This window comes from Lactobacillus sp. WILCCON 0059, from assembly GCF_057197985.1.
Map to the genome: position 1 here is coordinate 2,128,406 of NZ_JBUBHN010000001.1, position 13,198 is coordinate 2,141,603.

Here is a 13,198-nt window from a genome sequence, read left to right on the forward strand (position 1 = left end):
TGACCGCTAGCTACTACAACGTGCAAACAGACCGTCCGGTACTCACGCCAAGCCGGACAGAAAAGAACATATCATATTTTGTGTTTTAGGAGAACCCTTAATTACTCCAGCCTGTATTATATATTGCCTATCGTTAATAGCAACCAGCGGCTACCATCAATAATATGCCCGAAAGCGGATTAAATCAACGGACAATTTGTAAGCGCTTGTCCAAAAATGAAAAAATTGCGGAGCGGGTGGATGAAAAACACTGCGGCATCCCTTATTAGGAAGAAACCTATATCCCCAGGCACTTTGCCAGTGCCCATCACCTTGTCCATTTCCGCACACAACAAATACCCCCTTGAAACTAAAGAGAGCACGTTTCAAGGGGCGGCAATTAAATAACAGCGTTTATTCTATCCAAGGCTGGCGATGTAGTCCTTGGCGTTCATGGCCGCGTGACGGCCGGAGTTGACATTGTGAGCGCAGGCCGAACCACCCAAGGTGATGGTGTAGACGTTGCGGTACTGCATGGTTGAATCCATGCCAGCCACGTACAAGCCTGGGATCGTGTTAAAGTCAGAATCAATAGCCTCAAACTTCCGGTTAGAGCCAATCCCGCCAACGCCAATCAAGTTAGATGGATCCAATCTGGCAATGTAGTACGGTCCTTTTTCCATTGGAATCAAATTGTCACTGTCCTTGGCGAATTCTTCATCCTTGCCTTGGCGGGCAAACTTGTTGTAGTCGTTCAAGGTCTTGGTCAAGACATCCTTTGGCAGGTCAAAGTGCTTAGCCAAGTCGTCAATGCTGTCCTCCTTGTACAAGGAGTCACCTTCGTTAGTTTCAACAGCTTCAGCCAGGATCTTGTCAGCATCAGGGATGCCAGCAGTAATCCGGTCATAAATATACTGATTGAAGACTTCATAGGCATTCTTGACTGACTGCATGGCCATTCTTTGGTAAAGCAGGTTGTACTTTTTGGCATTTTCGTTGACGAAACGACGGCCATCTTGATCAACGAAAACCGTCGGGCCACCAGACGGCAGGCTCATGAAGCCATTGATTGGATCGATGTACAGGTGCACGCCTTCATGCGGCAAAGCCATGATGTAGTTCATCATGAATTCAGGTGATTCAACCAGCATGTCTTTAGCCCCAGCAGCCATGGCCATCTTGTAACCATCACCAGTATTGGATGGCATTGAACAGTAGTGCAGGTTCTTAGTTGACCAGCCTTGCTTTTCGATCAGTTCAGCTGAGTGGCCCACCCCGCCGGTACAGAGCAAAGTTGCCTTAGCATTGATCTTGACGATCCCATCTGGTGACTTGGCATAGACACCTTTGACTACGCCAACCTCTTGGATGATGCTGATGGCACTGGTTGAGGTCATAAAGCTGACGCCCAGTTCATCACAGCGCTTCTTCATATATGGCACGTAGCCTTCAGAGGCAAAGCCCCCCTTCCACCAGTGGAAAGTCGGGAACATGCAAGTACCATGGTAGTCATCAACATGGGTTAGTTGAACGCCTTGCTTCAAGAGCCATTCGATATTATCTGCAGAGTTGTTGACCAGGTCAACCCAGAAGGCACCGTTGGCCCGGTATTGACCCAGTTCCATTTCCTTAGCGATGATGTCTTCTTTTTCAGCATGGATACCAGCTTCCTGTTGCATCTTAGTGTTGATGCCAAAAATTCCTTCGACGCCGCCACCATTGCCAGCTACGAAACCATTCTTCTCAATAACCAGGGTTTCCAGCCCTTCTTCTCTGGCTTGAACAGCACTAGCCAAGCCAGCGATCCCTGCACCGACAATCAGGTATTCAACTGAAATTTCCTTGTCAATCTGACTCGGTGCCTTGCGCCAGTCAGCGTAGTCATCAGCTTGGCTGACCGTGGCTTCTTCCGTGCTGATTTCAGCAGCTGGAGTAAATTCAGCTTGAGCGTAGTCGGCTGGGTCACCACCAGCTTCCTTAATGGCTTCTGAAACAGCCTCAATCAAGCCGTTAGTTGAAATAGTTGCACCAGTGATGGCATCAATTTCCAAGCTCTGCTTGTCCACGATTTGCGCGGCCCCTTTGGCAAAAACTGCCTCTTCAAGAGCACTCTTGTAGTCTCTTTCCGGCTTTACCTTGGCAATCTTGCCTTCTGCAATTTCAACTGTCAGTGGCATGGTTGCCCCCTCCAGTTCATGAGCGGTTACGGCATATTTTCCATCCTTTAATGAAGTCATGCTTTTTCTCCTCAAAACTCTGTTACCGTTTTCAAGATTAGTATACCAAGTTTGGTTATTGAAGGTATAATCATAATTGTGATTGATAATCGGAATGACTTATTAGTGAGGAGAAAAAATGTATCTGGAGCACTTAACAACTTTCGTCAATTTGGCAGAAACGCTCAACTTTTCCAAAACGGCAGTCAACTTAAACATCTCTCAGTCTTCAGTTTCTCAAGCGATTGCCTCGATTGAAAAGCAGCTGGGCGTTACATTGTTTTACCGCAGCCGCAAAGCTGTCAGTCTGACACCAGCGGGACAAGAATTTTACGACCGGGTCAAGCCCTGGTTGAACGAGTACAACAAGGCCGTGCAGCATGTACAGCAGGTGCAAAACACGCAAAAGATGAACCTGACGATTGGCTACAGCGGGACGCCGTATGAACATACTGTGGTGCCAGAACTAGTTAGGGCTTTTTGCCAAGAGCATCCCCAGATCAACGTTTTCCTGGAGAATTATGCCCACCAGGAGCTGAAGGACCACTTGACCCATGGAAATTGTGACGTGATCTTCACCATGCCAGACATCATTGCGGGAATGGACAACTTGGTTTACCACAGCCTGCTTATTGGCTACTATTGCTTGATCGTACCTAGCGAAGTCAAGCTTGGTCCTCCGCCAGTTTCTTTGGAAGAGCTGAGCAAGAACAGGCTGATCTTCCTGGACCACCGCTGGTGCCCGCCCACGCAAGACCAACTGCAAAAAGAGATCTGCAGAAACAACCATTCTCTGGACCTGGCCTATGTCAACAATATCGCGACCGCGCGGGCCATGGTTAAGGCCCGGCTTGGCTGGGGAATCTGGGCCAACTTTGTGTCCGACCCTAATGACCTCGACCTTAAGAAGCTGCCCCTTTCCACCAAGATCGTGCCCGACTATGGTGTTGCCATCTTGAAGCAAGGCAGCCCGCAAGCCGCCAGACAGTTCGTCAGCTGGCTGGAGAAAACGGGATTGCCAGGGTGAGATGTGGGACCAGTATCTTTATATACGAAAAAGGGATGCAGTCCGTTGTTGGACTGCATCCCTTATTATCGTCATGGCAGCTTCTTTAGCTTGACAGCTAATTTTCCATCATTCTTAATCCGTGAACTTGTAATATAACCTACATTGCGTAAGCGTTCCGACAATGCTACATTTTCTTTAGTGTTATCTAATTTTACCTCTTTCAAAGAATTATACTTTTCATAAAATTCATGGTAAGTACCAGGCAATTTTGAAAAGCATTGGCGAAAATCGTCTCTATCTAAAAGATCTATATTTCTTTGCATCCAAGGTACTCTCTTAATATCACTTAAGTTTTCCAAAATGGCGAAGAACCACTGTTTATTGACATCAAAAATCTTATCAGCCAAATTCGTTGCCACTTCTTGATCTACCATTTTTTGTGGTGAGTTGTTGTCAACAATTCTATTTATAAGCTCGGAAGAAATAGTTGGACTTGCCAATAGATTAATTGCCAGACCATCGATATCTGAGATATCCAACTTATCAAGTGCTTCTAGCTGATGTTTCAAAATATAAGCTGTAGCTAACTCATCACTTACAGATTTTACTTGGTCATAATATTCCTGTGTAAACTTAAAGAAATCTTGGTCAATTAATACTCTTAAATTCTGCTCCGGAATATCTGAGATAGTACCGCTAAATTTCCATCCCTTGAAACATGGAGCTAAGCTACTAAATGTATCATTATCCCAAGTAGCATTAATAAACAAATCATCTACAAAATCTTGGGTACATACAAGTCTATCACTAGCAATTATACTATCGAAGTTATTTTGTATAAATTGGAGCAACTCGGGTGAAAATTTAAAGGAAGACCAATACTCACCCACTGTCGACCATGTAGCTTTAACTCTACTATTCTTTAATACCAGATTCCAGATATGTTGATCCGGTTCATCTAAGGTGAATTCTGATAAACTAGCCCCTACAAACTCTTCATGTTGCAACAGTCTATCTTGATAGTCTTCATTTTCTTTAAGGCGGTCAAGCAAATCTCTAATTGCTTCTATGCTCTCAGAGATATTGTCATCTGCAAGAACTACTTCATCCATGAAAATCGAAAGATTATCTTTCTCATAAATATATTCCAAGATCTGCATCTGGAGATTATCATCACGATCAAGTTTCAAGAGGTTGGTATACGCATGTTTATTGAAGCTTTTCTGTAAGTTTGGATTAAGTCTTCCCAAAATCTCATCGAGCATCTTCTTGTTAATCTTGTAATATCTCTTAGCAGTAATATGGTTAATCATACTTTTTGGAATATCTGATAAATTTTCCTTGGAAAACTTTACAGAAAGAGCATTATCTAAAATTTCAGTCATACGAGACACAGGAATATCCTTAAACCTTTGAAGACTATTTTCAGTGTAAGACAGATATTTAGAAATCGACTTGCTTGCATTCATTTCTTTGATATCGGATGTATCTGCAAACTTGAAAATCAGATCAAGATAGCAATCGACCGTATCAGGTGACAAGTCTATTCTATCTTGAATATAGTTAAACATATTGTGCCAAGCATGCGATAATATTCTAATAAACTTGCATCTATTTTTCTTAGCTTGATCAGTTTCCAACGCTAAGTAATTCGAGATAAATAACCAACTGTCTTCTGTTTCGTCTTTCAGCAGTTTAATAAAAGCTTCAAGCTTCTGATCAGTGCTAGAATATTCACGTAACATATAATCCATTAAGTCATTATTATAAATTTCCTTCTGACTGAAATCTATCACTCTCAATCTATCTGCGACATTTGCAACCTTCGTAAGTTTATATGATTGTGGCAGCTTCTTTCTATTTTTGACTGCTAAGATAAAGTTTTGATCTTCTCTAGAAATACTGTTACCTTTAAAGTAATTAATGTAACTAGCATACTGCTCATCAATATAGCCTCGTCGTAGTAAGAAGACTAATAGATCATTTTCTTTTACTTCATCTGGCAAATAGTCATCCAATGGATAATTTTCTATAAGCTCTGCCAGTGTCACCAAATCTAGTTCGGTCATTCTCCGCTTCAAATTTTGCAACTGTGACTGGAGATCTTTTACCTTAGATTCCTTTGCACTAGTTGCAAGTTCTATTCTAGATTCATACTTATTATACAGTTCATCTATATTGCAATCGATTCTACGCTCTATACTACCGCCTAAAGAAATATAGTCAATTTTATTAATTCCTTTTTCTTTTAAATCACTTAGCGTTTGTTTTCCACTTAGTATATCCTTCGAATAAAAATCTGGCCGAGAATATCCATACCCATGATAAAAGCTTGTTGTAACGCCTTGATAATTTGCAGCTTCTAGCAAGAAGGCGGTCATTAACTCCCTATGACTCTCCAATACTTCATTCTCAATACTTTCTATTTTACTTTCTAACGAAGGGATTTGTTCTTTAAGGTCTCTCTTAATTGTTTGAAGATATGCCTCCTTTCCATTGAACACATCTTTGACAATCCCCTGCTCAAGTTCTAATTCTGCAAACTCTTTAGGATAAAGATTTTTAAAAATAATGAGAGCAAGTAGCTTTTCTTCATATAGATCCAGGCCTTGCTTTTTAATAATTATTGGCTCATAAACCTCAAATTCATTCCAAATATTGACCAAGACCCTAATATTTGGAATATATGGACTTACATCAAAAATAAAATCTTGTGTGATCTGAGGCTCTAGCTTACTGTGCTTTACCTTGTCTAGCAAAATTTCACCCGCATTGGTAGCATTCATTATAGGTATAACAGGAATGATGTAATCAAAAAATTTTGTTCTCTCTTCCTCATTTCGAAACATATCATCACCAAGAGCATATACGAAAACTAAAGGCTCTTTAATTGCATCATCTCTATTTAGAAGCGAATTCAATTCTCGCAAATGCGAAAAGATATCAATGTTCCCCCATCGATCTAAATCTTCAAAAAATACAATACGATAATTTGTTGTTTCAAAAAAGTAGGCTAACTCATCCATGTTCTTATCAAAGAATGACTCTGAAGTTTGTCGGTCTACTTCTGCCACTTTACCTATGTTTATCTTGCTTAAAGATAGTCGTGATAATATATGTTCAGCTACATTAACGAGAATAAATAACAGCATTAGGAATATAGCAACAGTAATAATCCAAATAATATAATTTGGGGTACCAAATTCATGAATACGTTTTAAAGCTTGATCAAAAAGAGATCCATTTTTAGACAACAGTTCATAATTAAAGACATACATTCCAATCAGAAGCGAAATAGCTAAAACAATGAAAACGTACAAAATCTTTCTAATAGACGGGCTATGAAGTTTTCGGTACCTACTCAGTGGTATCTTACTTGGTTTAACTTTGTAAAAAATTTGCTTTAAAATTCCTCGTTGAATCTCTTCCTCAGTTAAATGTGTATCGTCATCATCAGAATCTTGCTTCGAACAAAAAGACGCTAATGATATATTCAAACTTAACTTCTCAACGCTAGGATGACTCTTCAAATATGATGCTATAATGCTTGATTTTCCCGATCCATACGGCCCTGTTAGAGCAATATTGTGCAATCTATCACACTTTTTTAAAACTTCATCTAAAAGCTCTATGTACTCATTATCTGCTTCTAGATTATCAATTGGTGCCAGATCATCGAGTTTCTTTTTATCATTATGTATCTTGTTATAATAATAGATTAGCTTACTGTAATATCCCACGTATCTTCTCCTTCAAAGTTACTATATTAAAAAGCCAACGATGTGAAACCTCATAAAACGTTCTATAGCTATTGTACTTCAGCGACCTAACTCAATACACAATAATCTATACATAAAAACGCGGCCCCTTCATTTTGTGAAGAGATCCGCGTTTTGTTGTCGAAGTTCTTGAGGAGTAATACTATCCTTCGTTTTTCTTGTTAATCAAAGGAAGAATTGGCTGCTTTTCATTTTGAGGTGTGATTTGAACGTAAACGTCTACGCCCTTGTCAATCAGCCGCTTAAAGCACTCGTCTTCTTCCGGACTGGTCGAAATAAATTGGAAAAGTGGGCTCCGGCCATCTTTGCCGGCCATACCGCCCAGGTCCAAACTGTCGATCTTGATGCCATGGTCAACCAGGTATTCAACAGTTTCCGGTCCTTTAACCAAGATCAAGGTTGGCTCTTCCAAAGGCTGGCTTAAAAATTTTACGCCATCTTCCTTATTGAAGACGCCAATCCCCTTGTCTTCTGGAACGGCTTGTTCAAACACCGAGATCATGAAATCATTGGCAGCAGTTGCGTCATCGATGATCAAAATATCTTCAGCACCAGTTTCCTTAAGCCATTTAGTCATAACTTGACCGTGAATCAACCGGTCATCAATTCTGGTCAATACTAAGTTTTCCATACTGACTCCTTCCTTCACTTTAGCAATCTTCTGCGTCTAGTCTGGGGCATTTCTTCCAGCTCAATTCCCCAGTTATCTTGATTCAGTGCGATCTGCACTGCTTCATCCGCCGTTGCTGGCATCCCCGTCAATACTGAAAGTAGCATTGGCACATTTACCCCAGCAACAACCTTAAAGTCTAGCTTTTGCTTAGTCATCATGGCCATATTGTAAGGCGTTCCACCCTTTAGATCAATCAAGAGCAAAATCTCGCCTTTTTTTTGCTTGCTTTCGATTAAATTCTGAAGTTCCTGCTGATATTGCTCTGGATCTTCACCTGGGCGAAATGACAATGCTGCCAAGTTTTCAGCTGGTCCTGTAATCATTTCAGCCGTCTGCTTCAGCCCAAGGCAAAAGTCACCATGACTTGCCAAAATAATTTCTACCATATGTGCACCTCTTAGGAAGCCAGACCAAGGATTCCCGCGTAAGAGCAGATAATGCCCAATACGAAGATACCAATAATAATCCAGGTTGCGTTGACTTTCTTTCTAAGCAAGTACCAAACCAGCATTGTGATCCCTAAAGGTAACAAGCATGGTGCCAGTTGATTTAGCAAAGCTTGAACCTTAACAGTACTCTGCCCTACATGCCATATGATTGGACACTTCACGGCGACTTTAGTCGAGGCCATTGTCCCGACAACCATCAAACCAACGATACTAAACGCCTTAGTAACCTTGTCTAAGATACCAGTCTTCAAAATATCAAGGACAGACTTGCGGCCAGTCTTGTAGCCATACATAAAGAGCCAGTAGCCGATTGCATAGATGATAACCAGGAAGACTACAGTAAAGAAGATTGGCCCAAAGTAATTCTTTTCCAAAGCCATTGAGCAACCAATACTTGCCAAGATTGGGAACAAGATCCCTTGTTGAACCGTGTCACCAATACCTGCGGCTGGTCCCATCAAACCAGTACGAACACCGTTAATGTCCTCAGCACTAATTGCGGCACCATTAGCCCGGGCTTCTTCCATTGACAGAGCGACACCGTGGATAACTGGCCCGATCATGTGTGGCTCAGTGTTGAAGAAGACCATGTATTTCTTCAGTTCTTCAGCTTGACGCTTTTCATCGTTTGGATACAGCTTACGGATTGGTTCGATCATCATGTTGGTCAAACCTAAAGCCTGCATACGTTCGTAGTTGTAGCAAACCTCGTCACTTTGTTCCCAAAGCCAAGTCTTGACTAAGTCCTTGTGAGTCAGCTTGTTCTTATATTCAATAGTTGGTTCTGCAGCCTTAAGATCAGCAGCATTCTGCGGAGCAGCCGGCGTTACTTCGGCTACCTTCCCAGTTCTGTTTTCCAAAGTAAGACGGCGAACCTTCTTCTTAGGAGCAGCAGTTTCAACAGCTTGCCCTTTCTTCGAGTCGTTAAGGAAGATCAAGTAAGCCAGCAAACCAGCAAAGATAGCAATGGCCATTGTCTGCAAGTTCAAGTATGCCGTAAGGAAGAAACCAATAAAGAAGTATGGCATCAAAGATTTCTTGCCCAGGTAATTCAGCAGCATTGCAATACCCATGGCTGGCATAATCGCACCGACAACTTCAAGCGCGGTCGTCAAGTCCTTAGGAATTGCCTTCAGCAAGCTCTTTGCCCAGTCTTGACCAAACATGACCATACAAAATGCCGGAATCCCGTAGAGTACAGCTGCTGTAAAGAAGCTTGGAACGTAGTTCCAGAAACGAATTGCTTTTACATTTCCCTTTTCCAATGCCGCATCGGCCCGGTGTACCCAGAATGAGTTAATCGTTTCGTAAGCATTGACCATCAACAAGCCGATCAGTGAGAAAGGAACCGCAAAAGTAACTGCCAACTTCGGATTAGCCCCTGACAGAATAGTCAAAGCTGTACCGAAAATACCAGCAACCATCGTGTTTGATGGCATTACACCACCGGTATTGATCCAACCCAAGTAAACCAGCTGAATTTGTGCACCTGCCAACATACCAAGCATTGGATGGCCCATAAAGATACCGACTAAAAGCCCCGTCGTCAGTGGATAAGTCATCGTTCTGGTTACTGGAGCAAAGAACCACCACTGAGAGATAATCGCCAGGAGAGCGACTAATAGTGCTGATAAGAACATCTTTCAACCTCCGACAGTTTACAAAATTGAAAAGCCAAGCTTTTGAACATCCGCGTTAAAGCCGCGAACCGTTTCCAAGCTTCTTTGTTCTGGGCTTTCACCGATCAACGGGAACTTGTCGATCGTTGACTGCGTACAAGTAATAATGTCGCAACCATCACGGTCAGCAACAAATACGTTGAACACCTCACGGCAACTTGCCCAGAGAAGCAGGTTCTTACCACCGTTTGAATGACAGATTTCGGCGCATTCCTTCATGATTGGTTCTGGGTCAATACCGATATCAGCCAAGCGTCCGGCAAAGACAGAGATGATGTTGACGCTGCCCGGCTTAAGCGCGTTTACGGTCTCTTTAACTTGTTCAACAGTGAAGATTGCTGTAACATTTACTTGAATCCCCTCTTCAGATAATTCATGAATAAGAGGGATTGAGCTTTCACCCTTAGTGTTGGTGATTGGAATCTTAACGAAAACGTTGTCACCAAGTGAGCTGAGCTTTTCGGCTTCTTTCTTCATCGTTGGAAAGTCATCAGCAAACACTTCAAAAGAGATCGGCAGGCCAGTTACCTTGTCCAAAACTTCTTGGGCAAATTCTACATAATTGGTGATACCAGCCTTCTTCATCAACGACGGATTAGTCGTAAAGCCTTTGATCAAGCCAGTTTCCTTAGCCTTGACCATATCAGAGATCACGGCACCGTCAGCATAGAGTTGAACATGTAAATCTTCAAGTTTCATTGTCTTACTCCTTTGTTCAAAACTTGTTTGCTTAAGTCTTTTATCTTTAGCACATCACGGACTAGGCAAACGTTTCCATTTCTTCAAGGAGTATTGTACAATAGAATTAACTAAAAAGTAAAGCGGTTTCTCAAAATGAATATTTCAATTAAAGACATTGCCAAAAAAACTGGCTATGCCGTATCAACTGTATCACGGGTTCTTAATGGTAAAGGACACTTTTCCAAGGAAGCCGAAATAAAAATTAAGCAAGCAGCAAAAGAGATGGGCTATCAGCAAAATCCCCTGGCATTAGGGATGAAGACGGGAAGCCTTAGTATGATTGCGATTATCGTTCCTGATATTATGAACGCCTACTATGCTCAACTAGTAGAAACATGCGAACGGATTCTCTTTAAAGCTGGTTATTTGACCATCGTCTGCTCTTCTGACAGAAATCCTGACACTGAAAAAAGATATGTAGAAAAGTTACAACACGGTCTGGTAAGTGGTTTAATTATTATTTCTAGTCTGGAAGCCAAAGATAAATTTCCTAACTACGATTTGCCAACCGTTTATATTGACCGTTTTCCAAAGCTTAAAGATGGAATCGTTTGCGTAGCTAGTGACAATTATCAAGGCGGTGCTTTAGCAGCCAATCACTTAATTGATACCGGCACTTATCCCATTATGATCACTACTGCCGGTGACCATTTCTCAACAAATCAAAAAAGAATCCTCGGCTTTAGCGATACTTGCCAAAGCCGGGGACTCGAACCAAATGTGATCAAAATGTCAGCTACTTCCGAAGAATTCGATCTAGAAGCTGAGCGAGAACATTTTACTGCTAAAATTTCTGAGTTGTTAAGCCAACATGAACGAATTGGCATTTTCTGCATCAATGATAACCTGGCTGCCTTTCTTTATCAAGAAGCCCTAATGGCCGGCTACAAAGTTCCAGAGCAGATTGCGATCGTCGGTTTTGACGGATCAGCAAAATCAAAAGAACTTGGCATCACAACCATCCGCCAAGATATCGATACAATTTGCGATGTTTGCTGCAGTAACCTGCTTTCTATGATCAACAAATCAAAGGTGTATGATGCGTCCCAAACCATCCCAGTGCGCTTGATCAAGCGCAAGACAACATAAAAAACAAAAAAGTCACCGGGCGCTACATAGGTTTTGCAAGCACTGGTGACTAAAAAGGGATGTAAATAAGAAAACGGACCTGAGCCGTTCTACTAAAACTATTGTAAGCTAAGTTCCTAATAGAAACAAGATTGGATTTAGCAGTGTTAAATGCCTATCTTCTTATCTTCATTAACAAATATTTCGCTTGACTTACGATGGGTGCCCTAAGCAATAATACCATAAGAGAATACGTGACTACCCCGAGGGCCACTTCAACCAGCATCCACAGCCAGCTGGCCTTCATGTGCGTGTTCAGCCAGAAGACCGGGACAAACATCACGATCCCTGAGAGCAGGTATTTCCAGCTGCCCGCAAATATCTTTCTAATGTCCAGTGACTTTCTGACCACGAAAAGCTGGTAAGCCGTAACAGAGATTTCTGACAAAACCGTTGACCACATGGCCCCATTCAGACCCCAAAGGTGGATCAGTGGGAAGTTCATGATAATGTTGACCACGGCCCCAATCGTTACAGAAGTCGTAAAGTCCTTGACCCGGTTGACTGGCAGCAGGTACTGGGTACCGATCACGTTGGACCAGCCGATCATCAAAATAACGATTGATTCAATCAGCATGGCCGGGCCAACCGGGGCGTACTTGGAGCTGTAGTAAAGCGGCGCCAAAGTCAGTGATACCCCGGCAATCCCAAACATCATCGGGTAGGCCAGAGCCGATACGAAGTCAAAGGACTTGTACAGCATCTTGTGGACCTTTTCCATGTCGTGCTGGGCAAAGGCATTGGCCACGTGCGGCAGCATGACTGTCCCAGTCGCTGTGACAAAAGCCAGAATCAATTTGACCAAGTTGTCGGAGTACTGGTAAAAGCCAGATGCCTTTTCGTTGACCATCAAGCCCAGCATGGTCCGGTTCAGCTGGACATATAGCTGGGTAGCGATCTGCGGCACGAACATGGTAACCGTTGGCACAAAGTGCCGCCAAGGGTTCAGCTTTGTGCCGCGGGCTACATGACCATAGTTGTTAACGGCATGCGGCCACAAAGTCAAGTTTCCAAGTAGGGTTGACAAAGCCAGAACGGCGATATACAAAGCCACATCTTTTGGACTCTTGATGAAAATGAAGATAGCAATCATCGAGACAATCTTCACAAAGGTGTTACGTAAAACCGTTCGTTTGAAATCTTCCAGCCCTTGGTAGAGCCAGGAAATGTCAAAGGCAACCGCGATCAAGTTAATTGACTGGGCCCACATGTAGGTCTTGTTGCCGGAATAAAAGGCCATGAAGACCACAAAGGACAGGTAGGCAACAACCGTCATCACAGTCTTAACGATCTGGATTTCCCAGAAGGTCGCCGCCATCTTTTGCTTGTTGTCTCTGACGTAGGCAATTTCCCGGTTTCCGTAGTAGCCGATCCCGATGTTGGCCAGCAGCATGAAGTACTGGATGATGGAGTTGGTAAAGGCGTTAGCCCCAACCCCTTCCGGGCTCAGCACCCGGCTGACATAGTAGGAAGTGATCAGCGGGACGATGATGGCTAAAACCTGGTAGCCGACATTGTAAAGGTAATTCTTAACAACACGCACGA

The 13,198-nt window shown here is 42.6% G+C and carries 9 protein-coding genes; 2 read left to right on the forward strand and 7 right to left on the reverse strand.

The window, feature by feature from the left end:
• Positions 1–398: 398 nt before the first annotated feature.
• Positions 399–2,216, reverse strand: a complete 1,818-nt coding sequence (locus tag ACYVUT_RS09990; protein WP_484501979.1) for an FAD-dependent oxidoreductase — start codon at positions 2,214–2,216, stop codon at positions 399–401.
• Between the two features lie 118 nt (positions 2,217–2,334).
• Here ACYVUT_RS09990 and ACYVUT_RS09995 point away from each other — a divergent pair, with 118 nt between their 5' ends.
• Positions 2,335–3,222 (forward strand): LysR family transcriptional regulator, encoded by an 888-nt coding sequence (locus ACYVUT_RS09995; RefSeq protein ID WP_484501980.1) that lies wholly within the window; start codon positions 2,335–2,337, stop codon positions 3,220–3,222.
• Between the two features lie 71 nt (positions 3,223–3,293).
• Here ACYVUT_RS09995 and ACYVUT_RS10000 read toward each other — a convergent pair whose 3' ends face one another.
• The 5 genes from ACYVUT_RS10000 to ACYVUT_RS10020 form a co-directional block, all read right to left on the reverse strand.
• A complete protein-coding gene (locus ACYVUT_RS10000; RefSeq protein ID WP_484501981.1) occupies positions 3,294–6,944 on the reverse strand; it encodes a YobI family P-loop NTPase in 3,651 nt (1,216 codons plus the stop codon).
• A gap of 181 nt (positions 6,945–7,125) precedes the next feature.
• Complete coding sequence (locus ACYVUT_RS10005) at positions 7,126–7,614, reverse strand: PTS sugar transporter subunit IIB (RefSeq protein WP_009557509.1); 489 nt, start codon at positions 7,612–7,614, stop codon at positions 7,126–7,128.
• A gap of 14 nt (positions 7,615–7,628) precedes the next feature.
• Positions 7,629–8,042 carry a PTS sugar transporter subunit IIA gene (locus tag ACYVUT_RS10010; RefSeq protein WP_484501982.1) on the reverse strand — a complete coding sequence of 138 codons (414 nt, stop codon included), beginning with the start codon at positions 8,040–8,042 and terminating at the stop codon, positions 7,629–7,631.
• An 11-nt stretch (positions 8,043–8,053) separates the two neighbouring features.
• Entirely contained in the window at positions 8,054–9,745 is a 1,692-nt protein-coding gene (locus ACYVUT_RS10015) for a PTS system mannose/fructose/sorbose family transporter subunit IID (protein WP_484501983.1), read from the reverse strand.
• An 18-nt stretch (positions 9,746–9,763) separates the two neighbouring features.
• Positions 9,764–10,483 carry a transaldolase gene (locus ACYVUT_RS10020; protein WP_484501984.1) on the reverse strand — a complete coding sequence of 240 codons (720 nt, stop codon included), beginning with the start codon at positions 10,481–10,483 and terminating at the stop codon, positions 9,764–9,766.
• A 135-nt stretch (positions 10,484–10,618) separates the two neighbouring features.
• Here ACYVUT_RS10020 and ACYVUT_RS10025 point away from each other — a divergent pair, with 135 nt between their 5' ends.
• Positions 10,619–11,614, forward strand: a complete 996-nt coding sequence (locus tag ACYVUT_RS10025; protein ID WP_484501985.1) for a LacI family DNA-binding transcriptional regulator — start codon at positions 10,619–10,621, stop codon at positions 11,612–11,614.
• Positions 11,615–11,768: 154 nt separating this feature from the next.
• Here ACYVUT_RS10025 and ACYVUT_RS10030 read toward each other — a convergent pair whose 3' ends face one another.
• Positions 11,769–13,196, reverse strand: coding sequence for a flippase (locus ACYVUT_RS10030; RefSeq protein ID WP_484501986.1), 1,428 nt, complete (start codon positions 13,194–13,196; stop codon positions 11,769–11,771).
• Positions 13,197–13,198: the final 2 nt, after the last annotated feature.

Excerpts from the sequence above, each read along its gene's own strand:
- ACYVUT_RS10015 (WP_484501983.1), bottom strand. The coding sequence starts at position 9,745 with ATGTTCTTATCAGCACTATTAGTCGCTCTCCTGGCGATTATCTCTCAG.
- ACYVUT_RS10005 (WP_009557509.1), bottom strand. The coding sequence starts at position 7,614 with ATGGAAAACTTAGTATTGACCAGAATTGATGACCGGTTGATTCACGGT.
- ACYVUT_RS10010 (WP_484501982.1), bottom strand. The coding sequence starts at position 8,042 with ATGGTAGAAATTATTTTGGCAAGTCATGGTGACTTTTGCCTTGGGCTG.
- ACYVUT_RS10025 (WP_484501985.1), top strand. The coding sequence starts at position 10,619 with ATGAATATTTCAATTAAAGACATTGCCAAAAAAACTGGCTATGCCGTA.
- ACYVUT_RS10020 (WP_484501984.1), bottom strand. The coding sequence starts at position 10,483 with ATGAAACTTGAAGATTTACATGTTCAACTCTATGCTGACGGTGCCGTG.
- ACYVUT_RS09995 (WP_484501980.1), top strand. The coding sequence starts at position 2,335 with ATGTATCTGGAGCACTTAACAACTTTCGTCAATTTGGCAGAAACGCTC.
- ACYVUT_RS09990 (WP_484501979.1), bottom strand. The coding sequence starts at position 2,216 with ATGACTTCATTAAAGGATGGAAAATATGCCGTAACCGCTCATGAACTG.